Annotated in this window: 24 protein-coding genes and 1 riboswitch; of the genes, 19 read left to right on the top strand and 5 right to left on the bottom strand. The window is 54.1% G+C overall.

The window, feature by feature from the left end; translation table 11 throughout:
* The first annotated feature begins 64 nt into the window (after positions 1-64).
* On the top strand, positions 65-1,624 hold the full coding sequence (locus NSU18_RS10790; protein WP_341019842.1) for a flavocytochrome c: 1,560 nt from the start codon (positions 65-67) through the stop codon (positions 1,622-1,624).
* Between the two features lie 120 nt (positions 1,625-1,744).
* Here NSU18_RS10790 and NSU18_RS10785 read toward each other — a convergent pair whose 3' ends face one another.
* A complete protein-coding gene (locus NSU18_RS10785) occupies positions 1,745-2,983 on the bottom strand; it encodes an NAD(P)/FAD-dependent oxidoreductase (RefSeq protein ID WP_341148982.1) in 1,239 nt (412 codons plus the stop codon).
* A gap of 188 nt (positions 2,984-3,171) precedes the next feature.
* Between NSU18_RS10785 and NSU18_RS10780 the strand changes: the two genes are divergently transcribed.
* From NSU18_RS10780 to NSU18_RS10755, 6 genes are all read left to right on the top strand, one after another.
* Complete coding sequence (locus NSU18_RS10780) at positions 3,172-3,405, top strand: hypothetical protein (RefSeq protein ID WP_076158855.1); 234 nt, start codon at positions 3,172-3,174, stop codon at positions 3,403-3,405.
* A 36-nt stretch (positions 3,406-3,441) separates the two neighbouring features.
* Positions 3,442-3,840 carry a spore coat protein gene (locus NSU18_RS10775; RefSeq protein WP_341019844.1) on the top strand — a complete coding sequence of 133 codons (399 nt, stop codon included), beginning with the start codon at positions 3,442-3,444 and terminating at the stop codon, positions 3,838-3,840.
* Positions 3,841-4,008: 168 nt separating this feature from the next.
* Positions 4,009-4,500 (top strand): Lrp/AsnC family transcriptional regulator, encoded by a 492-nt coding sequence (locus tag NSU18_RS10770; protein ID WP_036696743.1) that lies wholly within the window; start codon positions 4,009-4,011, stop codon positions 4,498-4,500.
* Positions 4,501-4,513: 13 nt separating this feature from the next.
* On the top strand, positions 4,514-5,731 hold the full coding sequence (locus NSU18_RS10765; RefSeq protein WP_341019845.1) for an aminotransferase class I/II-fold pyridoxal phosphate-dependent enzyme: 1,218 nt from the start codon (positions 4,514-4,516) through the stop codon (positions 5,729-5,731).
* 259 nt (positions 5,732-5,990) lie between these two features.
* Positions 5,991-6,185 carry an aspartyl-phosphate phosphatase Spo0E family protein gene (locus tag NSU18_RS10760; RefSeq protein WP_341023172.1) on the top strand — a complete coding sequence of 65 codons (195 nt, stop codon included), beginning with the start codon at positions 5,991-5,993 and terminating at the stop codon, positions 6,183-6,185.
* Positions 6,186-6,653: 468 nt separating this feature from the next.
* Complete coding sequence (locus tag NSU18_RS10755) at positions 6,654-7,556, top strand: alpha/beta fold hydrolase (RefSeq protein WP_341148981.1); 903 nt, start codon at positions 6,654-6,656, stop codon at positions 7,554-7,556.
* A 49-nt stretch (positions 7,557-7,605) separates the two neighbouring features.
* On the opposite strand, the gene NSU18_RS10750 is transcribed toward NSU18_RS10755, so the two are convergent.
* Positions 7,606-9,627 carry a methyl-accepting chemotaxis protein gene (locus tag NSU18_RS10750; RefSeq protein ID WP_341148980.1) on the bottom strand — a complete coding sequence of 674 codons (2,022 nt, stop codon included), beginning with the start codon at positions 9,625-9,627 and terminating at the stop codon, positions 7,606-7,608.
* Between the two features lie 315 nt (positions 9,628-9,942).
* On the opposite strand from NSU18_RS10750, the gene NSU18_RS10745 reads away from it, so the two are divergent.
* The 6 genes from NSU18_RS10745 (at position 9,943) to NSU18_RS10720 (ending at position 14,326) form a co-directional block, all read left to right on the top strand.
* The gene (locus tag NSU18_RS10745) at positions 9,943-10,725 is read left to right on the top strand and encodes a class I SAM-dependent methyltransferase (protein ID WP_341148979.1); all 783 of its coding nucleotides are present in this window, start codon (positions 9,943-9,945) and stop codon (positions 10,723-10,725) included.
* A gap of 140 nt (positions 10,726-10,865) precedes the next feature.
* Positions 10,866-11,432 carry a cob(I)yrinic acid a,c-diamide adenosyltransferase gene (locus NSU18_RS10740; protein ID WP_341148978.1) on the top strand — a complete coding sequence of 189 codons (567 nt, stop codon included), beginning with the start codon at positions 10,866-10,868 and terminating at the stop codon, positions 11,430-11,432.
* Positions 11,429-12,508: an RluA family pseudouridine synthase gene (locus NSU18_RS10735; RefSeq protein ID WP_341148977.1), complete on the top strand. Its 1,080-nt coding sequence runs from the start codon at positions 11,429-11,431 to the stop codon at positions 12,506-12,508. The genes NSU18_RS10740 and NSU18_RS10735 overlap by 4 nt, the downstream gene beginning before the upstream one ends.
* A 214-nt stretch (positions 12,509-12,722) precedes the next feature.
* Complete coding sequence (locus NSU18_RS10730; protein ID WP_341148976.1) at positions 12,723-12,929, top strand: hypothetical protein; 207 nt, start codon at positions 12,723-12,725, stop codon at positions 12,927-12,929.
* A gap of 62 nt (positions 12,930-12,991) precedes the next feature.
* Entirely contained in the window at positions 12,992-13,357 is a 366-nt protein-coding gene (locus NSU18_RS10725; protein WP_340755482.1) for an arsenate reductase family protein, read from the top strand.
* 27 nt (positions 13,358-13,384) lie between these two features.
* Positions 13,385-14,326 carry a 5'-3' exonuclease gene (locus NSU18_RS10720; RefSeq protein WP_341019854.1) on the top strand — a complete coding sequence of 314 codons (942 nt, stop codon included), beginning with the start codon at positions 13,385-13,387 and terminating at the stop codon, positions 14,324-14,326.
* A gap of 43 nt (positions 14,327-14,369) precedes the next feature.
* Here NSU18_RS10720 and NSU18_RS10715 read toward each other — a convergent pair whose 3' ends face one another.
* Entirely contained in the window at positions 14,370-15,347 is a 978-nt protein-coding gene (locus NSU18_RS10715; protein WP_341148975.1) for a hypothetical protein, read from the bottom strand.
* Positions 15,344-15,757, bottom strand: a complete 414-nt coding sequence (locus NSU18_RS10710) for a peptide deformylase (RefSeq protein WP_341019859.1) — start codon at positions 15,755-15,757, stop codon at positions 15,344-15,346. The genes NSU18_RS10715 and NSU18_RS10710 overlap by 4 nt, the downstream gene beginning before the upstream one ends.
* Positions 15,758-15,945: 188 nt before the next feature.
* Between NSU18_RS10710 and NSU18_RS10705 the strand changes: the two genes are divergently transcribed.
* Both NSU18_RS10705 and NSU18_RS10700 read left to right on the top strand, forming a co-directional pair.
* On the top strand, positions 15,946-17,439 hold the full coding sequence (locus NSU18_RS10705; protein WP_341148974.1) for an alpha-N-arabinofuranosidase: 1,494 nt from the start codon (positions 15,946-15,948) through the stop codon (positions 17,437-17,439).
* A gap of 10 nt (positions 17,440-17,449) precedes the next feature.
* Positions 17,450-17,725, top strand: coding sequence for a DUF6171 family protein (locus NSU18_RS10700; protein ID WP_340022260.1), 276 nt, complete (start codon positions 17,450-17,452; stop codon positions 17,723-17,725).
* A 564-nt stretch (positions 17,726-18,289) separates the two neighbouring features.
* On the opposite strand, the gene NSU18_RS10695 is transcribed toward NSU18_RS10700, so the two are convergent.
* A complete protein-coding gene (locus NSU18_RS10695) occupies positions 18,290-19,222 on the bottom strand; it encodes an ArsR/SmtB family transcription factor (protein WP_341019867.1) in 933 nt (310 codons plus the stop codon).
* A gap of 139 nt (positions 19,223-19,361) precedes the next feature.
* Positions 19,362-19,555, top strand: a riboswitch (cobalamin riboswitch).
* 282 nt (positions 19,556-19,837) lie between these two features.
* Here NSU18_RS10695 and NSU18_RS10690 point away from each other — a divergent pair.
* The 4 genes from NSU18_RS10690 to NSU18_RS10675 are packed head-to-tail and all read left to right on the top strand — an operon-like array spanning position 19,838 to position 22,543.
* Positions 19,838-20,602, top strand: a complete 765-nt coding sequence (locus NSU18_RS10690; RefSeq protein ID WP_341148973.1) for an energy-coupling factor ABC transporter permease — start codon at positions 19,838-19,840, stop codon at positions 20,600-20,602.
* A complete protein-coding gene (locus NSU18_RS10685; protein ID WP_341148972.1) occupies positions 20,602-20,907 on the top strand; it encodes an energy-coupling factor ABC transporter substrate-binding protein in 306 nt (101 codons plus the stop codon). The genes NSU18_RS10690 and NSU18_RS10685 overlap by 1 nt, the downstream gene beginning before the upstream one ends.
* Positions 20,891-21,679, top strand: a complete 789-nt coding sequence (cbiQ, locus tag NSU18_RS10680) for a cobalt ECF transporter T component CbiQ (protein ID WP_341148971.1) — start codon at positions 20,891-20,893, stop codon at positions 21,677-21,679. The genes NSU18_RS10685 and cbiQ overlap by 17 nt, the downstream gene beginning before the upstream one ends.
* A gap of 12 nt (positions 21,680-21,691) precedes the next feature.
* A complete protein-coding gene (locus NSU18_RS10675) occupies positions 21,692-22,543 on the top strand; it encodes an energy-coupling factor ABC transporter ATP-binding protein (protein WP_341019873.1) in 852 nt (283 codons plus the stop codon).
* Positions 22,544-22,563 lie beyond the last annotated feature (20 nt).

Here is a 22,563-nt window from a genome sequence, read left to right as displayed (position 1 = left end):
TCCATAAACTGCTTCTTTGGCGCTATGATAATTGTGAAAATATGCACAAGGGGGCACAACTCACATGAATAAGAGATTAACAGCGGCGCTGATCCTCATTCTCTCCGTGATGCTGGTCATTGCAGGCTGCGGAAACAACAATGCAGGCGGCAGCAAGAATGAGAGCAAGGAAGCGGGCAGCGCGGCCACAGAGCCGGCAGCAACCGCTGTACCTACAGAGAAGGCAGAGGCCGTGTCGGGAGCATCCGAAGCGAGCTATACTCCGTACGATCAGTTAAAAGATAAATATGATATCGTCATCGTCGGCGCAGGCGGTGCAGGAATGTCTGCTGCCCTGGAAGCCAAAGCGGCCGGCATGAACCCGGTTATCTTAGAGAAAATGCCGGTAGCCGGCGGCAATACAACCAAATCCTCCTCAGGGATGAATGCCTCGCAGACCAAGTTCCAGAAGGAGCAGGGCATCGAAGACAGCAACGAACTGTTCTATGAAGAGACCCTTAAGGGCGGACATGATACGAACAATAAGGAGCTGCTGCACTTCTTCGTGGATCAATCCGCAGGTGCCATTGACTGGCTCGATTCCATCGGAATCCGCCTGAACAATATTACAATTACCGGCGGTATGAAGGAGAAGCGTACCCATCGTCCGGAGGACGGCTCGGCCGTGGGACAATATCTTGTAGCCGGACTTGTCCGCAATGTTCAGGAGCAGGGCATTCCGCTGTTCGTCAATGCGGATGTGAAGGAGCTTACGGTACAGGACGGGAAGGTGAACGGCGTGAAGGTGCTGTTCAACCAGGCCGATGACAAAACGATCAGCGCAGCAGCGGTTATCGTAACCACCGGCGGCTTCGGGGCCAACAAAGAGCTGATTGCCAAGGTTCGCCCGGATCTGCAAGGGCTGGTAACGACCAATCAGATTGGCAGCACCGGCGACGGCATTACCATGATTGAGAAGGTTGGCGGAACTACCGTAGACCTGGACCAGATTCAGGTTCACCCGACTGTACAGCAGGAGAAATCCTACCTGATCGGTGAAGCGGTCCGGGGCGAAGGAGCCATTCTTGTATCTGCTGAGGGCAAGCGCTTCGGCAATGAGATGGATACCCGTGACAAGGTGACGGCTTCCATTAATACACTTCCTGAGAAATCCGCTTATCTCGTGTTCGACGCCGGAGTGAAATCCCGTGTCAAGGCGGTAGATCAATACATCAAGATGGGTGTGGTCAAGACCGCAGATACCATCGAAGCACTGGCGGATCAGATGAAGGTTCCGGCCGCTGCACTTAAGACCACCGTGGATACATGGAACAGTGCGGTGAAGAGTAAGTCGGATGCCGAGTTCGGCAGAGCTACCGGTATGGATAATGATCTGTCCGGTGCTCCATATTATGCGATTCAGATCGGCCCTGGAATTCACTATACGATGGGCGGAGTGGTGATCAACACCAACACTGAGGTCTTGAACAAAGACGGCAAAGCGATTACCGGCCTGTTCGCGGCAGGAGAAGTGGTCGGTGGGCTGCACGGCGAGAACCGCATCGGCGGTAACTCGGTAGCCGAGATTATTATCTTCGGACGTCAGGCAGGGATCAAGTCGGCTGAATTTGTAAAAGCGCAATAAGCTATTATTCCATATTGTTCTTATGTAAAAGGGGATGCTCCGCAGCCATCAGGCTATGCGGGCATCCCTTTCTGTGTTGCAGCTCTCTCTGATTCAGCTGCCTTCCTGAACAAGTTGTCCTTAAGACTGTATCGCCGGGGAGGGCGCAGGCTTCGGCGACCGGGTCAGCGAGAACAGCTCCAGCTCCGGGCGGCTCTTGCCGGCCAGGGTATCTGCAAGCAGCCCGGCGGCAATCATGCTGTAGACCGTGCCGTTACCGCCATAGCCTTCAATGAAGTAGCAGTGCGGGAACTCCGGGTGCGGTCCCATATAAGGCAGTCCGTCATGGGTGGAGCCGAAGACCGCTCCCCATGAATATTCAGCCTTGATTCCCTGCAGTTCCGGGAACAGGGCTGTAACCTCCTCGACCAGACGTTCACACTGGGAGAGGACTCTTACCTCACGCCGCTCCACGCTGGTAAGCTGCTCATCCTTGCCGCCGGCGATGATGCGTCCGTCCGGAGTGGTCCGGAAGTACAGATAAGGCCGTGCCGTTTCCCAGAGCAGGCTCTGCTCATGCCATTTTGGAAGATGAGGCAGAGGCTCGGTCATAATAGCATAGGTGTTGATCAGCTCTGCTCCCCGGTCCTTCTTCATCTCCTGGGTCTCGTATCCCATGGCGAAGACCACATTCTTCGCGAAGATCCGGCCGTTCGCGGTATGACAGATTACGCCGTCTTCATTGTACTCATAATGAAGGGCTTCGGTATGCTCATAGACCCTTACCCCGCCGGAGTGCGCCTTATGAATCAGGCTGTGTACCGTCCGCAGCGGATTCGTCTCTGCATCTCCCCTTGAATACAGTGCACCTGGCTTGGAGAAGGCGTAATGGGCGCGGATCGTCTCTTCCTCCCAGAATTCCGAATCGAAGCCGTGCTTCACCAGATTCTCATTCTCCAGCTTCAGCATAGCAACATCTTCCGGCGTACTGGCATACAGCAGACTGCTGCGCTCAATAATCTGCGGATCGATGTCCAGCTTGCCGGGCAACTCCAGAATCGCGCGCATGGCCTGCTGGCAAAGTCTGTAGAACAGCACGCCGTTCTCTTCCCCGAAGGTATTCATGCAGGCAGTCAGTGATTTGTCATTGGCGATTTGCAGCAGTCCCGTATTGGCATGGGAGCTCCCGGTGCCGACTGTTCTTTTATCGATAAGAACAGTATCTGCTCCACTGAGGGACATGCGGTAGGACATCATCGCTCCGCCCATCCCGCCGCCTATAATCAGGCAGTCACAGGTAATGTCTTCCGCAAGTACCGGATATACCGGAGGTTCAGGCAATGTGTATTCCCAGGGCAGTTGCCCGCTGACGAGTTTCATAGATCTGTTCGCTCCTTTATGTCATTCAGAGTGGTATTATTTGCGCTATTGCAGAGTCTCATGCGTCAAGACCCTAAGGATTATTCATTAATTGTGAGCTTGCTGAATGTACCTTCCGGCACATAAACAGCCTCCCCCGGAAGCATACTAAGGAACGCTTGAACAACCAGAAGGAGGGACTACCGAACATGCAATCTAACCAGATGCAGGCACTTAGCGGAAAAGAATTGGAATACATTGCCGATTCCATTTCCAATGAGGATTTGCTGATTAAGCAGCTAGCGGCTACAGCCGGAACCACTCAGAATTCAACCGTACAGGGGATCTGCATCCAGCAGATTCAGAGTCATACCCATCACATGGATATGCTGGTCCAGCTGCTCCATCAGCATCAGCAGTACGCACCATCGCAGCCGCAATAACAGCCAGAACCCACAAACTTTAAAGGAGGTTTTACTGTGTACGCACAGAATGGAACGCCGTTTATGGCGGATGAAGATTTACTCTACACGATTTTGGCCGATTTGAAGCGGACAGTCCGCGAGTACACCACAGCAGCTACAGAATCGAATTGTCCGGCCGTTAGACGGGTATTCAATGATTTGACTATGGATACCCTCAGAATTCAGGGAGAACTGTACATGCAGATGTCGCAAATGAACATGTACACCCCTCCGGGCAAAGCGTTGCGCCAGGATCTGGACAAGCAGATTCAGAGTGCCCAGCAGACCCAGCAGAAGCTGCAGCAGTTCGTGCGTGAGAAGACAGGCGGGGCAGGAGCCTATAACCAGCATTCGAATGTTTCACAGCATCAGCCGAATGTACAGCAGCATCATAACGGTTCCTATTATATGTAACCCTGGCGACGGCCCTGTGAAGCATTAGAGCGCTTACCCGGCCATGCAGGAGAAAATACAAAAGGAATGCAGCCAGATAGCCCCGCCCCGGCGGGGTTATTTTGTTTGCAGAACGGTACTTTTCATGTCATATTAATACTAAACTCTTTTTTGCAGGAGGCTCTGAGAATGAATGAATTGAAAAGGAAAGTGCTGGAACTGCTCAAGGAGGACGCGCGTAGCTCCACGGCATTAATGGCGACCCTGCTTGGTGCGGAGGAAGAAGATGTCAAGACCGTGATCGCCGAAATGGAGCAGGACCATGTCATTGTGAAATACGCGACGGTTGTCAATTGGGACAAAGTCGATGATGAACGGGTGACGGCACTGATCGAGGTACAGATTACACCGGAACGGGGCCGCGGCTTCGAGGGGATTGCCGAACGGATCTATCTGTATCCGCAGGTTAAATCCGTCTATCTGATGTCCGGTGCTTACGATCTGCTGGTGGAAGTGGAAGGCCGCAATCTGCGCGAAGTCGCTAACTTTGTGTCTGAGAAGCTGTCGCCGATTGATGCAGTGCTCTCTACGAAGACTAATTTTACGCTCAAAAAATACAAACAGGACGGTATCATCTTTGAAGAGCATGAGGAAGACAACCGTCTGATGATATCTCCGTGAAGGATGTAATGTCATGATCATTAATAACGCACAGCACACAGGAGATAAAGGCAAGTCGATGAACTCTTATTTGGCCCCGCTGGTCCAGCAGATTCAGCCTTCGGGCATCCGCAAGTTTTTTGATCTGGCGGCAGGCAGCAAGGATATTATCTCGCTGGGTGTCGGCGAGCCGGATTTCAAGACACCCTGGCATGTCAGAGAGGCCTGCGTCTATTCACTCGAACGCGGCTTCACCGGCTACACCTCCAATGCCGGAATGCCTGAGCTGCGCGAGGGGATTGCCGAGTACCTGGAGACCCGCTTCGCCGTGAAGTATGATCCGGCGAATCAGATTATCGCCACGGTTGGCGGCAGCGAGGCCATCGATTTGGCTCTGCGTGCCCTGATCTCTCCGGGAGACGAGATTCTGATTCCCGAGCCATGCTACATCTCTTATTCTCCGATTACGGCTATCGGAGGCGGGATTCCCGTAGGCATTGAGACCTTCGGGAAGAACAACTTCAAGCTGACTGCCGAAGATCTGGAGGCCAAGATCACTCCGCGCTCGAAGATTCTGATTCTTTGCTATCCAAGCAATCCGACAGGCGCGATCATGAGCCGTGAAGATTGGGAGCCGATTGCCAAGGTGGTCGAGAAGCATGATCTTATCGTCATCTCCGATGAGATTTATGCCGAGCTTACGTATGGAAGCAATCATGTCAGCTTCGCTTCACTGCCGGGAATGCTGGACCGGACGATCCTGGTCAGCGGGTTCTCCAAGGCCTTCGCCATGACCGGCTGGCGGATGGGCTATGCCTGCGGCCACCCGGATCTGATCTCTGCCATGCTGAAGATTCACCAGTATACCGTCATGTGCGCGCCTTCGATGGGCCAGGTGGCTGCGCTGGAGGCACTTACCAACGGAATGGAAGAGAAGGACCGCATGACAGACTCGTATAACCAGCGCCGCCGGCTGATTGTCAAGGGGCTGCGGGAGGCGGGACTGGAGTGTCATGAGCCGCAGGGTGCCTTCTATGCATTTCCGAGCATCCAGGCCACCGGTCTGACCTCCGACCAGTTCGCCCAGCGTCTGCTGCTTGAATATAAGGTCGCTGCTGTTCCGGGAAGTGTCTTCGGTCTGGGCGGGGAAGGCTATCTGCGCTGCTCCTATGCCACCTCGGTGTCCCAGCTGAATGAAGCGGTTGAGCGAATTGGGGCATTTGTCTCACAGCTGTCCCGGGAAGGGGCCTGACCAGGCCCGACAAAGAAGTAAATCGAACTATAGCCGATCACCTTCTGATATGGTATTATTTTACTCTAAGGACAAGAAACACCTGTAATACACTTACATGGACCTCTTATTCCGGAATAAAGGCGCTTCATATCTGGTCGCATAGAACTGTGCAGTTCTAATCCGGTTGACGCGCAATACTACATCAGGAAGGGTGATTGTGCTGAGCGCAGATTATTACTTATCCTCCTATGGCGGGAAGTGTGGTTCCGGAAGCGGGCTGCCTCGCGCCTCAGGAGATGCGAATGCACGCAGGCTCTCGCTGGAAGATGAAATTCAGATGCTCCGCAGCAGAATGGAACAGCTCTTTATGCAGGAGAAGTCCTTTACCTCGGATAATGTAATAGCAATCAGCAGCTTGCTGGATCTCAAGATTAATGAGTATATGAGAAGCCGTCACCGCAAGAGCAATTAATACAGCAGAATTATACGAAGCGGATGCCTTCCTTTGGGGAGATGTCCGTTTTTTTGTTAATCAGGAAATTATGAATTTCTTTTGTTATGGATAAGTTGTCTATGAAAACCGGACCCAAGGTGCCAAATGTATGTGGAAACCGAACAATTGGTGCTGCTGCGATGAGAGATGGGCCCCATACTCCTAAGCCCGTAACACTGTATAGAAATCCTGCAAAATGTGCAACAATACCGCCTTATAGAAGCGCCCGATGCTGAAATTCTGCATGAAATGCAACAAAGCCAGCGCTAAACAGCACTAAACACCGGAATTCCTGCAAATGATGCAACAATACACCGCAGCTCTTAACACTTTTAGAGAAATACTGCAAAATGTGCAACAATGAGTCTAGCTAATTCTAAAATGATCCTGTGCTTCATGAAGTAAGATTAATAAAAATTCGCCAAGGCGGAAAGGCAGGGGTTTTCTTTGATCAAGGTATTCAAAAGCGAGGCCGGCAAAGAACAGGTTCTAAGGTCCTATAACCAGCTTCTTGACGCGTGGGGGACGGAATTTCAGGAGCTTGATGTGGAGACCCCTTATGGGACAACCCATTGTATAACAGCGGGAGAGCCGGAGTTACCGCCTTTGCTTCTGTTCCATGGGGTAGGCGATAATTCGGCCGTGATGTGGCTGCTGAATATGAAGGAGCTGTCCCGTCATTTCCGCTGCATTGCGGTAGATACGCTGGGAGGACCGGGGAAGAGTGTTCCAGGTGAGCTGTTCCATAAACGGACCTTTGACCAGGTGGATTGGATCAACAAGGTCGCAGACGGGCTGAAGCTTGACCAGTTCTATGTGGCAGGTGTGTCGAATGGAGCGTATATGGCCTTCAATTACACGGTGAACGGGCCGGGAAGATTGCTCAGGGCTGTCTGTATGGAGGGAGGAATGGTTACGGCTCCAATTAAAAGCATGATACATACGCTGATGATGATGTTCCCGGAGATTCTTATCCCTACACGCAGCAATCTGCTCAGGGCGGCCCGCAAGCTCAGCTCGCCGGCCTCAGGCCTGTTCGACAAGCACCCTGAAGTCGGGGAGCATCTGGTGTTGTTAATGCAGAATCATAACCAGCAGGCGATGTTCGCCCATAAGCTTCAGCCTTACGAACAAGAGAAAGCGGTTACGTTCCGGGATCAGATATACTTCCTGCTGGGAGATTATAAGCTGAAGCAGAAGCGGGAGCTTACTAGTACACTGGACGCTGGCGGGTTCCGCTATACGGTCATCCCGGACGCCGGTCACGGCGTGAATCACGAGCAGCCGGAGCGGGTGAACCGGGAGCTGATGGCTTTTTTGAAGGGGAGTGAGGGGAGAATGATTATATAAAATAACCCCCTGTGTCCAAAGGGACTTATCAGGGGGTTATACATGCATGTTAGTTTACCTTGAACGCGGCCACGGCCTGCTGCAGCCCATCGGCCATCTTCGCCAGCTCGGTAGAGGCTGCGGCTACCTCTTCCATAGAGGCGAGCTGCTCCTCGGAGGCTGCGGCAGCGCTCTGGGAACGCTCTGCGGCCTGCCTGGCCACTTCTGCCATCTCTGCCACCGAAGAGGTCAGCTCCTCGGTTCCGGCCAGTAGCTGCTCGGAGGAGGCAGACATCTCATGAACCTGGGTGTTAATCTCACCGATACCGCCGAGAATATCCGTGAACAGACGCCCGGCCTCGCCAACCATCCGTGAGCCTTCCTGTACAGCACCGGCATTCGCCAGCACCGCGTCTGATGCTGCCCGGTTGCCTTGCTGGATCTCAAGAATCAGGGTGCTGATAGACCCTGCGGCTTCGGCTGTCTGCTCGGACAGCTTCTTGACCTCACCGGCCACCACGGAGAAGCCCCGTCCGTATTCGCCCGCTCTGGCAGCCTCAATCGCCGCGTTTAAGGCCAGCATACCGGTCTGATCGCTGATGCCTTTGATCAGACCGATAATGTTGCCGATCTGCTGGGACTGTGCGCTAAGAGAGGTAATCATGCTTGAAGCATCTGCGGCGGTCCGCTCCATCTCTTCCATCCGGTCCACGGCCTCCGTAATGATGGAATGTCCGTTCTGAGCCTGGCCTGCCGCCCGCCCGGCCGCTGCGGCGGTGTCCATCGAGGCCTCTGCGATCCGCTGCACACCGGCGGCCATCTCCTCCATCGCTCTTGCAGACTCGCGGGTGGACTGAAGCTGCTGATCCGCTCCGGCTGACAGATCCTGAATATTCTCTACAATAGCCTCTGTTGTGTGATTGGTCTGGTTGGCACTCGACATTAATTCCTCCGAGGTCGAGGCCACCTGAAGCGAGTGATCGGCAATGGTCCCCAGGAGTCTGCTCAGATTGGTAATCATCTGGTTCAAATGCCCGGCCATATTGCCGAATTCATCCTCGCTGTCTACCTCCAGCTTCCCGGTGAAGTCACCGGCAGCCATCTGCTGGGACATCTCATTGACCCGGGTCAGCTTACGGGTAATATAGCGGCTATACAGATATACGGCTGCTACCGTCAGGATAAGACCCGCACAGCTAACCAGCAGAATAGACCTTAGCAGCCCTTTAAGCGGCGCATACAGTTCCTGTTCCGGCATGGCGAGACCCACGGTCCAGCCGGTATCCGGCAGCTTTTCATAATACATCTGGATGGTCCCGCCGGAATCGGCATAGGTTACCATCCCCTGATTCTGCTGAAGCATTTCTGCTCCCGCTGCGGACAGACTTGCGTTTTTTTCATCTGTTATTTTCAGCTGCATGTTCTTCCCAGCATCCGGCCCTGCAATGTAATTCCCCTGCTTGTCCAGCAGGAAGGCCCAGCCTGTATTCCCGACCTTGGTCTGCTCGATCCTGCTCTGCAGCGTCTTCAGATCGATATCGCCGGCCATCACTCCCAGCAAGGTATTCGCGGTATCCCGGAAAGGAACAGCAAACGTAGCCATCGTTGTCCCTGTAATGGTGTCGTAGAATGGATCTGTAAACGCTGCATGGTCTCTGCCGATGGTGTACCAGTTCTGCCCGTGATAATTATATTCGGGGTCATTGTACTGCTCGGTTGTCACAATTTTGCCGCCGTCCCGGTGGGCATAGGTGGAGAAGTACTTCAGCTTGCTGTCATACCGTCCGGGTTCAAAATAAATACCCACACCATATGTATCAGGATTAGCCTTCAGCGCACTTGACAGCATCGTACGGTATTGATCCAGTGTGAATTCCGCAGCATGACTTTCCAGCGTACGCGCCAGAACCTCGGGAACCTTGCTGTGCACACTTAAGTTCGCATTAATCTCGTTAGAAATATCCGATATTTGCACATTCATTTTTTGTTTAACCTCGCGCTGGATAATGCTTTTGGAATACATGTACGACAACAGAGCGACCAGCACCAGCGTGATCAGAAAGATGGGCAGGATGAATGCAAATGTTCTCATACGTATGCTTTTGAACCGGAGCCTGGAAATCCCCTTGTGAGCAATATTAGCCATGTTAATCCTCCCCCATTAGATAAGAAGCTATTTTTACTTATATTCAATATCATCGGCTGAAGAGCTGATTTTGTTGTTACTTTTTGTCGAAAAAAATATAAAAATGTCGTAATTTCTAAGTCTCCAGGTTAAGACTAAAGGCGGAGACGGCGGCAGACCCTGGCCTGATGCCCGCTTTCAGCTGTAGGCATATAATGAATATTCACGAACATCACAGCGTACGGGCTGGAACTGTACGATGTCAGGAAAGAGGGAATATACATGCTGCAAGCACAGCTGCTAAGGGACCCGAATACATATGAAGAGCTTAAGCTGGAGGGCACGGGGGCGGTCAATCCGGCGAATGGACGGCAATATCCGTGGAAGCACGGGTATTTGGCTTTTATGGAGGAAGCGGATGCCGCAGGCAGTAACCGGAAGTACCTGGAGCTGTACAACCGGATTGCCCGCTTCTACCGGCTGTCGAACAAGCTGTATTTCGCGCTGAAGTTCGGCGGAGAACGCCGCTATAGAGAGCAGTTCCTGTCATCGCTTGAGCTGCGCGGCGGTCAGCGTGTACTGGAGACCTCGGTGGGCAGCGGCGATAATTTCCCGTACCTTACCATGAAGAAGACCGGGAAAGTGAAGGCCGAGCTGTACGGGCTGGATATTTCCAGCGGAATGCTGAGGCAGGCGGTGCGTAATCTGCGGAGGTGGAGGATTGAGGCCTATTTGTTCCAGGGGACCGCAGAGAGGCTGCCTTTTCAGGACAACAGCTTTGACAGTGTGTACCATGTAGGCGGAATTAATGTTTTCAGTGATCCGCATGCTGCGGTACTGGAGATGATCCGGGTGGCGAAGCCGGGTACCCGGCTGATGATTGCCGATGAGACGCATAAGCTGGTGAAGGGGACGTACGGGAAGGTGCCGGTGGTTAAGGGATATTTTACAGAGGGAGCGGACCTGCCGGAGATGCTTGGGCTGATTCCGCCGGAGATGCTGGAGGTAACGTACAAGGAAGTGTGCAAGGGCCTGATGTATTGCATTACTTTTCGTAAGCCATGAGTCGGGTGGAGCAAGTGACAATTAAGGCTTCCTCCTAAGGGAGTTATTTACATGGCGCAAACTGTGATCTTTGTTTGCCACCCTACCTAAGAACGATTACACTATGAATATGTGATTTTGCAACTTAGGAGGGAAGTATCATGGCGATCTATACGCGTACGGGGGATAAGGGCGAGACCTCGGTGATCGGCGGCCGGGTAGGCAAGGACGATGTCCGCGTCGAGGCTTATGGCACTATTGACGAGCTGAACTGCTTCGTTGGCCAGGCACGGAGCCTGATGGAAGACGAGCGGTTTCTAGATATCCGCGAGCAGCTGCTGGAGATTCAGCATGAGCTGTTTGACTGTGGATCGGATCTGGCATTCGTGAAGCTGAGTGAGAACCGCTATAAGGTGAAAAGCGAGATGGCCACCCGCCTGGAAGGCTGGATCGATGCGCTTCAGGCCGAGAATCCGGAGCTGGAGCGCTTCATTCTGCCCGGCGGAAGCCAGCTGTCCTCGGTGCTGCATGTCTGCCGGACGGTCTGCCGCCGGGCCGAGCGCCGGGCAGTGACGCTGGGCCGCAGTGCGGAGATTAACCCTGAGGCGGTAATCTATCTGAACCGGCTGTCTGACTATTTCTTCGCTCTGGCCCGTGCTGCCAACACCCGGCTGGAGATTGCTGAAGTAGAATATCTGCGCAGCAAAAAGGTGTTCCGGAACAAATGACCAGCTATTATCCGCCCATCTCCTATATAGTGCCGCCGCTTGAAGACGGCTGGCTGCTCAAAACCATCCTGCAAAAGCGGATGGATGTCTCCCGCAAGCTGCTCTCCCGGCTCAAAATGACAGACCTCGGAATTACCCTGAACGGAGAGCGGGTCTATATCAGCGTCAAGGTGAGCAGTGGCGATCAGGTCCAGATCCGGATGGAGGAGGAAACGTCCGAGGATATTTTGCCGCAGCCGATTCCCTTCGAGATTCTGTATGAGGACGGGCATCTGCTTGTGGTAAGCAAGGCCGCAGGAATGATTGTCCATCCGACCCACGGCCATTATACCGAGACCCTGGCGAACGGAGTGGTTCATTACTGGGCAGAGAAAGGCGAGCGGGTCCGCTTCCGCCCTGTACACCGGCTGGATCAGGAGACCTCCGGGGTACTGGTGATTGCCAAGAACCCTTACAGCCACCAGCACATCTCCGAGCAGATGATTGCCGGCACGGTGGACAAGCGGTATACCGCGTTCGTGCACGGGGTTCCGCCTCTGCCAAGCGGCGATATCGACGGTCCGATCGACCGCGACCCGCTGGAGCCGCACCGGCGGATTGTGACGCCGGACGGTTATCCCTCCTTGACCCGGTATGAGGTCAAGGAGGTCTATGGCAGCGCCGCTTCACGCGTCGAGCTGAAGCTGGAGAGCGGGCGCACCCACCAGATCCGGGTGCATATGGGGTCTATCGGCTGCCCGCTGATCGGTGACGGGATGTACCGTCACCCGCTGTTTGGGCAGGCGGCTGGCGGCCGGTCGGAGTCGGCAGCGCCAGGCGAGGAGCGGCGTGCGGGAGAGCAGGTGGTGACCGCAATCGGCGAGAAGCAGCAGGCGCGAGAGCAGGCGCTGTCGCCGGGCGAAGCCGCCCGGCTCGCGCAGATCGCGGAGCTGGACGCGGCCATTCCGCGCCAGGCGCTGCATGCGGTGCGGCTGGCCTTCCGGCATCCGGTGACGCATGCCGAGCTGGTCTTCGAAGCTCCGCTGCCGCCGGATATGGCGCTGCTGCAGGAGAAGCTCCGGCAGTCGGCACGGTAAGGAAGTGCCGGACCTATCCGGGACTCAGCTTCCCGTTGCTACAGCATGCAGCTTGCCTGGCTGCAATCGGAGGAAGATGCTAAGCAGCATACTGCTTTTACCTGCTCCGACCGCTCACAGAGTAACCTTTCTGCCGCCACTGGAGTACGCCAGCAGGCAAATAAGTGCCAGGCTGCACTTATTTCCAGCTATATGAAGGCTCTGCGGCAAGCAAGTGGAAAAAGTACAACTAAACTTTCCCACACTCCGCAAAGTAACGATTTTTCCGAATTTAAATGCCGGAAATCCAACTATTTCCTCCCGCGATGCGGATTTGGAAGGAAGAGTTGTACAATTTCCACCTATTGATGCCGGGCGTGATGCCGATCGTAAGGCCGGCCGGGCAAAAGCCGCCGCTATGCAGACGACCCCAACAAAATAAGCAGCAGTGACGATCTGTAAGACTAGCATCACTTCTGCACTTTATAATAGAAGGAGAAGCCGATGAGTAACTTGAAGGTGTATCAATATCCGAAATGCAGCACCTGCCGCAGCGCAGTGAAATGGCTGAAGGAAGCGGGGCACGAGCTGGAGCTGCAGCATATCGCAGAGCAGCCGCCAACCGTGGAGGAGCTGCGTGTGCTGGTGAAGCACAGCGGCCTGCCGCTGAAGAAGTTTTTTAATACGAGTGGTGAGGTCTACCGGGAGCTTGGCCTGAAGGATACCCTTGCAGATTTAAGCGAAGACGAGCAGCTTGCGCTGCTGTCCGCACATGGGATGCTGATTAAGCGTCCGGTAGTCACTGACGGCAAGAAGGTTACCGTAGGCTACAAGGAAGACCAGTACGCCGAAGCTTGGAGCAACGCCTAAATGAAGGAATACAAGGAGAGGTTACACATGAGCACAGCAACAGAAATCAAGGGCCGGGTCATGATTGTCGATGGAATGGCTCTGCTGTTCCGCGCTTTTTATGCTACCTCTTATGGTGGATATATCCGCAAGACCCGCGCCGGGCTGCCGACGAATGCGGTGTATGGATTTTTGCAGTATTTTTTCGACGCGGTGAGTACGTTTGAGCCTTCGCATGTGGTCTGCTGCTGGGATATGGGCAAGGGCACGTTCCGCTCGGAGAAGTACGAAGGCTACAAATCGAACCGGATTGACGCTCCGCTGGAGCTGATCCCGCAGTTCGACCTCGTGAAGGAGGTTGTGGCGGAGCTGGGCGTGCCAAATATCGGGCTGGCCGGGTATGAGGCAGATGACTGCATCGGTACACTGGCTTCGTGCTACAGCGGGGAGTCGGAGGTCTATATTCTGACCGGGGATCATGACATGCTCCAACTGGTGAATGACAGCGTCAAGGTCGTGATTATGAAAAAAGGCCGTTCCAACTATAAAGTGTATGATCCGGCTGAGCTTTTGGCAGAACGTGGCCTCACTCCTGCGCAGGTGATTGACCTGAAGGGCTTCATGGGCGACACCAGCGATAATTATCCCGGGGTGAAGGGCATAGGCGAGAAGACGGCCACCAAGCTGCTGACGGAATACGGCACGGTGGAAGGGGTCATCGAGAACCTGCATCTGCTGCCCAAGGGCGTACGCGCCAAGATTGAAGCGGATCTCGACATGCTGCATCTCTCACGGGAACTGGCAGAGATCCGCTGTGATGTGCCGGTGGTATGCGAGCTGGCCGAATGTCTCTGGGAGCTGCAGCGGGATAACGCCGCACGCAAGTTCAATGAGCTGGAGTTCGGCAGCCTGATGCATCTGATCGGCGGAATCGCCGAGGAGCGGGATGACCGGGGAATCGTGCAGATTGAGCTGGGGGATCTGGGCTGAGGCCGGAATAGACAGCAAAACAAACAAGACAGTAGATGCTCACCTATCGTGAGTGTGTACTGTCTTGTTTGCGTGTGAAGAGATAGACCGCATTGTCCTCAGAGGGCGGCACAAGCAGGCGGGATAATTCCTCATTCAGCTCCATGCTGAAATGCTTAGCCTTATCATACGCATCGAAATCACCGGTGATCGCCGGGTCTCTTGTGCCGATTACAATATACAACTCTACAGAATCTGTATTAAAAACATGCTTCTCATAAGGGTTGCCGGGCACCGGCCAGGAACAAAGTACCACCTTTGGAGCGTATTTGCTCAGGGCAGCTTTGGCATCGGCTTTTTCCACAAAATCGGGGTAGGTGATATAATGCGCCCAGCTATAATCATCGGTTGCCCGGCAGGCTGTGCCGTTATCGTTAAGGAATCTCGTCAAGGTACCGTCACCTGCTCCAATCTCCAGGCACGCCTTATCTCCGATTAGAGCGGACAAGCGCTTGATTAACGAACGGGAATAGAAGCAGTAGATCCCTTGTTTATTGACCAGCGGCATCAGCACTTTGGGGCGGATAATCAGCTTCCAGCATACCCGGAACAGAGGGAGCGATACGGGCTTGCGGACAAGCTTGTCCTTGAACAGGAGCTTCTGCAGAATATAACCGTCCCAGAGATTGAACCGGACAGGCCCGGAGGCTGATTCGGCGGATACCGCGAGTTGCAGCTGTTCGATCAGATAAATGGCGAAGCGGGCTTTAATTATATTAGGAAGAAAAGCGTTAATGGTCGTTTGATTAAAGCCGCTTTTGACAATTTTGCTCTTCGCTATTTTGGCGCTGCTTGTATAGCTGGCGAGCAAATGTTGGATCAGATTGGCGCGTTGACGGCCCGATAGGGCATTGATCTCAAGCAGCACCTCTTCTTTGTACTCCGGATATTCTGACAAAAGCGTGCGGGTATCGGTCTCATTCCTCAGAATTTGCTCAGCGGCCGTCCTGCTGAAGGTTAGCGCTCTCAGGTCCCGGCTCAAATGACAATACCCTCGCAGTGATCCACCTCATGCTGGATAACCTGCGCCGTAAATCCGGTAAAGCTATCCCGGTGCTTTTTAAAATTATAATCGAGGTATTCTACCTCAATGTAGTCGTATCGTTTCGCCGGGCGTACGCCTTCAAGCGACAGGCAGCCTTCCTCCGTGTCATAAGGACGGGCACGCTTAACGATCACCGGATTGATCATCGAAATGGTCAATTGCTGCTCCACGCGGATGGCAATGATACGTTTGTTGACGCCAATCATGTCCGCAGCCATGCCGACGCACCGGTCGGAGTTGGCGTTCAGGGTCTCCACAAGATCCATTAACACGGGCAGATCCTTCTCCGTGGCCGGAGCAGATTTCTGGCTAAGCAGCGATATATCTTTACTGATAGGTCTAATCATCATACTCTCCAATTGTGCTGTATTTGTGTGTCCATAATATCATTTTTGACGGGGAAGTGGAATGCGGGAATGCTAGAGGGGGTGCTTAAGATAAAGATTGACGAACCGGAGGAAGCTTGATTATAATGTTAATATAAGTGTTAAATGATTAACAAATATATTAACTTAAAGAGGAGCGTTAACTTCCCATGGCAGAACGCATTGTACTGAACACCGACATCCGCAAAGGTAAGATTGACCGCAACATCTACGGACATTTCGCTGAGCATCTTGGACGCTGTATCTATGAAGGCATCTGGGTGGGCGAAGATTCCCCTATTCCGAACACCAAGGGTATCCGCAACGACGTAGTGGAAGCGCTTAAGGAAATGAAAATTCCGGTATTGCGCTGGCCGGGCGGCTGCTTCGCCGATGAATACCACTGGAAGGACGGCATCGGCCCGAGCGAAGAGCGCAAACGGATGATCAACACACACTGGGGCGGCGCGGTAGAGAACAACCATTTCGGTACGCATGAATTCATGCTGCTCTGCGAGATGCTGGGCTGCGAGCCTTACATCAACGGTAACGTAGGCAGCGGAACGGTTCAAGAGATGTCCGAGTGGGTGGAATATCTGACCTTCAACGGAGTCTCGCCAATGGCTGAGCTGCGTCAGAAGAACGGCCAGGAAGATGCCTGGAGCGTCAAGTATTTCGGCGTGGGCAACGAGAACTGGGGCTGCGGCGGTAACATGCGTCCTGAATTCTATGCTGACCTGTACCGCCAATATCAGACGTATGTACGTAACTATGGAGACAACAAGATCCACCGGATCGCCTGCGGGGCGAATGCGGATGACTATAACTGGACAGAAGTACTGATGCGTGAAGCTACCCGCTTCATGGATTCGATTACCCTGCATTACTACACCCTGCCTACTTCGGACTGGAATCATAAGGGCGCGGCTACAGGCTTTGAGACTAACGAATACTTTACGACTTTGAAGAAGGCCCTGTTCATGGATGAGCTGGTTACCCGCCATATTGCTATCATGGACAAGTACGATCCTGAGAAAAGAGTCGGCCTGATCGTTGACGAATGGGGCACCTGGTATGATGTTGAGCCGGGTACGAACCCGGGCTTCCTCTACCAGCAGAACACGATCCGCGATGCGCTGGTGGCCGGCTTGACGCTGAATATTTTCCACAAGCACAGTGACCGTGTACGGATGGCGAACATTGCCCAGACCGTGAACGTGCTGCAGGCAGTTATTCTGACCGAAGGCGAGAAAATGCTCCTGACCCCAACCTACCATGTATTCAACATGTACAAGGTGCATCAGGATGCAGAATTGCTGGAGCTGACTGTGGACAGCCCGGTATACAGCTACGAGGGAGTGGACATTCCTGAAGTATCGGCTTCTGCTTCTGTAACCGCAGAAGGCGTAATCCATGTCAGCCTGTGTAACCTGAATCATGCGGCATCGGCAACCCTGCCGCTGGAGCTGCGCGGATTGGCTGGGCAAGCATCCGTAAGCGGAACGACGCTGGCCGGAGCTTCCATCGATGCCCACAATAGCTTTGAGCAGCCGGAAGCTGTAACACCGCAGGCATTCAGCGCCTTCAAGCTTGAAGGGGATACGCTGACTGTAGAACTGCCGCCAATGTCGGTAACCGTTCTGGAAATTACGCCGAAGGCGTAAGGAACGCAGGATGACGACCACTTCAACCTGCAAGGGATGCCGGGAGGAGTACAAGGTCACGGAAGCGCAGATTGCCCGCATTCTGGCGTCCTCCATGTTCAATCCCGGCAATTCGGCTTCCGACGAGGTCTATGCCGAGCGGCTGGCGATCTGCGGGACCTGCCCGAAGCTGCAGGATGGCGTGACCTGTACCGCCTGCGGCTGCATCATTCCGGTCGTGGCCCGGCTGAAGGCCCGCAGCTGTCCGCTGCCGGGCGGCGGAAAGTGGCAGCCGGTCGCGGAATGACGGCTCACGCCTGACGCTTAACGGCAAGGGGACCGGCTAAATAGATAGGCTAGAAGCCGCTCTTGCCATATGAGGCGGATCGATCAACGAAAGCTCCTCGAACCTGCACAATGTGCGGTTGGAGGGGCTTTTTTGCGTTGTGGAGGTGAGGGGAAAGGGGGGGAGAAGGAAATGTGAGAGGGATAAATCCCTCTAATGCGGCGGGAAATGGACTGGGTGAGGAAATGAGAGGGATAAATCCCTCTAATGCGGCGGGAAGTGGACTGGGTGAGGAAATGAGAGGGATAAATCCCATAGGTGGGGGGAGAAGTTAGCTGGTTGGCTAATGGGTGGTACACTAATGCACCTGAATCAGCCGAAAGTGGGCGATGAGCGGAAATGAGGAGTATTGGCTCCAAAAGTAGCTGAAACAAAAACCAACCTAATTAGTCTAACTAATCAATCTCCCCTACCTACCTACCTACCTACCTACCTACCTACCTACCTACCTACCTACCTACCTACCTACCTACCTACCTACCTACCTACCTACCTACCTACCTACCTAACACCCTAAGCAAGCCTTTATATAGAACCCGGCAAATCTGCCACACCATCCGTATAAAACAGCTCAAACACCAGGTCCTCATTGTAATTACCGAAGCCTTTTCCGAACAGGGTGAGACCGCCGATGTGCTCGGCATCCTCCTCGACAGAGAGCCGGAAGGTCCATTGTTTGTTGCGGATGCCTACCTGATCGAGGGTGACCTCCGACAGCTTTTGCCCGTCCATGTAGGTACCCGTCTGCGTAATCCGCAGCTGCTTGAGCAGGCCGTATTGATTGGTGAGTGCGGGCCACCATGCCGGAGTGTATTTTCCCGGATTATCTCCGTAATCACCGGGGCTGGTCCAGAAGCCGAGCGATTGTCCGTTCAGCGTGAAGGTAATATCCGACGGCCAGTTGTTGTTGATCGACGGGGCTTCCGAGGCAATCTCCATCGTGATGGCAAGCTCCTCCGGCTGCTGGCTGGACAGCAGGAAATTCGGGATTTTATACTCAACGAACCCCTTGCCGAACCAGAGAATCCCGGCATTCACCCGCTCCTGGTCCCAGAAATAACGGGGATCGTCAAAGTGCCCGATGACCCTCTCCGTCGTAGACAGTCCGCAGGTAGGCTCAATCTGGAAGTCGGAATAATGCCCCACCGGGATATCCTTGCGGTATCCCCTGCGCGGAGTCCGGGCCTGCCTTGGAAAAATAATCTCTGCCCCGTCGGCAGCCAGTGTACAGATCTTCTGCAGTCCGCTTTTGCCTGGAGCCATGTGGCTGCGGATCAGCCCGGCAGCTTCGAGCTTGCGCACATGCATGGTCATAATTGCACTGCTGAGCTTGAGGGCTGCAGCCAGCTCCTTCACGTTCATGGGCTTATCGGACAGCAGCCGCAGCATATGCAGGCGCACGGTACTGGACAAGGCCTCGTACACGGGCAGGGATTGTTCGGTTAGATCGAGTTTCATCGGATGCCTCCACGTTCAGATTGTATAGTTAATAATTATATTACTCAAATAAAATTTCTACAAGCCAAGTTTGTCCGCAGTACAGCTTTTCCAATTTATATCACAGACACGCTGAGCCGGGTCCGTTATGATGTGAGATGAATTAGCGGTGAAACAAGGTGCTCTTGCCGGATGCGGCAAGGGATAACAGGGAATCGGGTGCAAATCCCGAGCGGTCCCGCCACTGTATGGAAGAGCTGCACTTCATGAGGTCACTCGGGAAGCCCCGGGGAAGACGAAGCCTGCGGCGTTTGCATTCCAAGCCAGGAGACCTACCTTGTCTACGCACACCACGACTCTACGCGGATAGGAGCGGTGTACGGATAGGTTAATGAGAAGAGGCGTTCTGCCCTGATGGACCGGAGGAATCTTGAGTGTAGAGAGGATCACCGGTTTATAGCTGCTGGATACAAGGATTCGTCCCATAGTGATGGTACGATGAGAAGCGCCTTGTATCGTTTGGCAGCGGCTGCGCGTTCTATCGAACTTGCCTGCGTACATACACTCCCACCCTTTAGGGTGGGTTTTTTAGTTTTATTATTTTTAACGGAAATCAACAAACATGGAGGGTGACAAATGAAAAAACACAGAGGGTGGAGCTTTGCGGCTCTGGTTGCCGGATTTACGGTGTATTTTATGCTGAATGAACCGGGTACGGCCCGCGCGATGCACATTATGGAAGGGTTCCTGCCGGTTGGCTGGGCGGTGTTCTGGTGGGCGGCGTTTATCCCGTTCTTTGTGCTGGGAATCTTCAAGCTGAGAGCCATGACCCGGGAGAATCCGGAGCTGAAGCTGCTGCTGGGTCTGGCCGGTGCGTTTACCTTCGTTCTGTCTGCGCTCAAAATGCCTTCCGTGACCGGAAGCAGCTCCCACCCTACCGGAACCGGACTTGGTGCGGTAATGCTGGGACCGATGCCCATGAGCGTGATCGGCTCGATTGTGCTGCTGTTTCAGGCGCTGCTGCTGGCGCACGGCGGGATCACTACGCTTGGAGCCAATGCGTTCTCGATGGCGGTGGCGGGTCCTTTTGCCGGATATGCAGTGTATAAGCTGATGATGAAAATGCCGGACCGCGAAAAGCTGGCCCTATTCTGTGCGGCTGCGGCGGCTGATCTGAGTACGTATGTAGTGACTTCCGTTCAACTGGCGGTGGCTTTTCCGGCGGCGGATGGCGGTGTAATGGCTTCTTTTCTTAAATTCGGGGGAATCTTTGCCGTGACGCAAATCCCGCTGGCCATCAGTGAAGGGCTGTTGACGGTACTGCTGTGGAACTGGCTGAAATCGTATAGCCCGAATGAATTGTCGCTGCTGAAACGCAAGGTGAACGGAGGAAGAGCCTAATGAGCAATAAATGGAAAAATGGATTGATGCTGCTGGTCGTTATTCTGCTTGTCATTCTGCCGCTGCTGCTGGTTAACGGGGAATTCGGCGGAGCCGATGATGCGGCTGAAGGTGCGATTACTGAGATTAATCCTGACTATGAGCCGTGGTTCAAGCCGCTGACTGAGCTCCCGGGGGAGACGGAGAGTATGCTGTTTGCATTGCAGGCAGCGATTGGTGCCGGTGTGATCGGCTATACCCTGGGGCTGCTCAAGGGCAAGCAGGCGGGACGAAGCAGCATAGCAGCAAGTGATCCGGCGGATTGATGTTCTCTCTTACAATAATGCTCTGCGCCAGTTATCCCCGATGTGGAAAAGCTCGTTCGCAGCCCTGATGTTCCTGCTCTCTTACACCGTACATCCGGTACTGCAGGCTGCAATCACCCTATGGATGATGTCCTGGTGTGTATTACAGGCCCGTATTCCCTTCCGTGCTTATGGCATGCTGTTCGGCACAGCGCTGCTGTTCTACGCGCTTAGCGTACCGGCGCTGCTCGTGGAATTCGGGCATCCGGCAGCGGGAGAGGCAGGAATATTCCCGCTTCCTGGACTGAACCTGCCGGTATATGTTACAGTGGCCGGGCTTCAGCGGGCCGGAGAGCTGCTGGCCAGAATCTCTGCCTGCATGAGCTGTTTCTTTTTCCTGATGTTCACTACTCCGTTCAGTGAGCTGCTGCAGGTGCTGCGCAGGCTGCGGATGCCGCAGATTGTTCTGGAGCTGATGCTGATTATGTACCGCTTCTTATTCCTGCTGAGTGATGCAGCGCATGGCCTGCTGCTGGCCCGCAGGCTGCGCGGAGGCCGGCGGGGCTACATGGCCAGACTTCGGGAGACTGCGGCTATGGCAGGAGCGCTGTTCGGCAACACGATGCACCGTTATTACGGATTGTCGCAGGGGCTGCTGGCCCGCGGATTCACAGACGAGATTATTCTCCCGCCTTATACGGCGCGTCCTGTGCCGCGGCGGTATACAATCCAGGCTTATACCGGTATTGCTGTGCTGCTGCTGACTGAAGCGTACTTTATCACTAACACATGAAAGGAGCCGGCCATGGATCAGGAATATAGCTTGGCTTGTGACGGAGTGGTGTTCCATTACCCGGATACGAAGGAGCCTGCGCTGCATGAACTTACGTTCTCCATCCCCGCAGGCAGCAAGACGGCGGTACTCGGTCATAACGGTTCGGGCAAATCGACGCTGTTCCTGCATGCCGTCGGCATCCTGCGCCCGCAGCAGGGTACGGTTCTGCAAGGAGGGAAGGCATTATCCTACTCCAAAAAAGAGCTGGCCGCTCTGCGGCGGAGAGTGGGCCTGGTTTTCCAGGACCCTGAGCAGCAGCTGATCCTCAGCACACCGCTGGAGGATGTATCGTTCGGGCTGCGCGGCAGCGGCATGGCTGAACCGGCTATTGCCGCGCGCTGCCGGGAGGTAATGGAGCTGCTGAATCTGACCGGTCTGGGCGATAAACCGATTCACCAGCTAAGCCTGGGCCAAAAAAAACGCACGGCACTCGCCGGTGTGCTGGCTATGGAGCCGGAGCTGATTCTGCTGGATGAGCCGACCTCGTATCTGGACCCGTTATCGGAAACGCAGATGCTGAAGGGTCTTGAAGCTATACATGATAAAGGAACAACCGTAGTTATGGCTACGCATGATATGGACCTGGCCTACCGCTGGGCGGACTGGATTATTGTGCTGGAGCATGGAAGATGCCGGGCGGCGGGGACGCCGGAGGAGATTTTTGCGGGACGGGAGGAGCTATTGTCCATTGGTCTGGGATTGCCGCTGCTGGCTGATTTATGGTTCAGCCTGCCAGCCGGCCTGACCGCAGGGCAGAGTGCTCCCCGCACCGCCGGCGAATTCAAAGTGAAGCTGCATAAGCTGCTTGCGCTGGAAATATAAAAATCTATATGTTTCACATG

The organism is Paenibacillus sp. FSL H8-0048, assembly GCF_038002825.1.
Lineage (GTDB): Bacteria > Bacillota > Bacilli > Paenibacillales > Paenibacillaceae > Paenibacillus_AQ.
Note: the sequence above shows the minus strand (reverse complement) of the source record. Positions and strands in the feature narration are given on the sequence as shown.

What these genes read in the sequence shown, in the direction of transcription:
- NSU18_RS10675 (WP_341019873.1), top strand. Translation starts at nt 21,692, where the DNA reads ATGGATCAGGAATATAGCTTGGCTTGTGACGGAGTGGTGTTCCATTAC.
- NSU18_RS10740 (WP_341148978.1), top strand. Translation starts at nt 10,866, where the DNA reads ATGGCGATCTATACGCGTACGGGGGATAAGGGCGAGACCTCGGTGATC.
- NSU18_RS10765 (WP_341019845.1), top strand. Translation starts at nt 4,514, where the DNA reads ATGATCATTAATAACGCACAGCACACAGGAGATAAAGGCAAGTCGATG.
- NSU18_RS10690 (WP_341148973.1), top strand. Translation starts at nt 19,838, where the DNA reads ATGAAAAAACACAGAGGGTGGAGCTTTGCGGCTCTGGTTGCCGGATTT.
- NSU18_RS10735 (WP_341148977.1), top strand. Translation starts at nt 11,429, where the DNA reads ATGACCAGCTATTATCCGCCCATCTCCTATATAGTGCCGCCGCTTGAA.
- NSU18_RS10780 (WP_076158855.1), top strand. Translation starts at nt 3,172, where the DNA reads ATGCAATCTAACCAGATGCAGGCACTTAGCGGAAAAGAATTGGAATAC.
- NSU18_RS10785 (WP_341148982.1), bottom strand. Translation starts at nt 2,983, where the DNA reads ATGAAACTCGTCAGCGGGCAACTGCCCTGGGAATACACATTGCCTGAA.
- NSU18_RS10790 (WP_341019842.1), top strand. Translation starts at nt 65, where the DNA reads ATGAATAAGAGATTAACAGCGGCGCTGATCCTCATTCTCTCCGTGATG.
- NSU18_RS10720 (WP_341019854.1), top strand. Translation starts at nt 13,385, where the DNA reads ATGAGCACAGCAACAGAAATCAAGGGCCGGGTCATGATTGTCGATGGA.
- NSU18_RS10700 (WP_340022260.1), top strand. Translation starts at nt 17,450, where the DNA reads ATGACGACCACTTCAACCTGCAAGGGATGCCGGGAGGAGTACAAGGTC.
- NSU18_RS10705 (WP_341148974.1), top strand. Translation starts at nt 15,946, where the DNA reads ATGGCAGAACGCATTGTACTGAACACCGACATCCGCAAAGGTAAGATT.
- NSU18_RS10750 (WP_341148980.1), bottom strand. Translation starts at nt 9,627, where the DNA reads ATGAGAACATTTGCATTCATCCTGCCCATCTTTCTGATCACGCTGGTG.
- NSU18_RS10725 (WP_340755482.1), top strand. Translation starts at nt 12,992, where the DNA reads ATGAGTAACTTGAAGGTGTATCAATATCCGAAATGCAGCACCTGCCGC.
- NSU18_RS10695 (WP_341019867.1), bottom strand. Translation starts at nt 19,222, where the DNA reads ATGAAACTCGATCTAACCGAACAATCCCTGCCCGTGTACGAGGCCTTG.
- NSU18_RS10770 (WP_036696743.1), top strand. Translation starts at nt 4,009, where the DNA reads ATGAATGAATTGAAAAGGAAAGTGCTGGAACTGCTCAAGGAGGACGCG.
- NSU18_RS10710 (WP_341019859.1), bottom strand. Translation starts at nt 15,757, where the DNA reads ATGATTAGACCTATCAGTAAAGATATATCGCTGCTTAGCCAGAAATCT.
- NSU18_RS10745 (WP_341148979.1), top strand. Translation starts at nt 9,943, where the DNA reads ATGCTGCAAGCACAGCTGCTAAGGGACCCGAATACATATGAAGAGCTT.
- NSU18_RS10685 (WP_341148972.1), top strand. Translation starts at nt 20,602, where the DNA reads ATGAGCAATAAATGGAAAAATGGATTGATGCTGCTGGTCGTTATTCTG.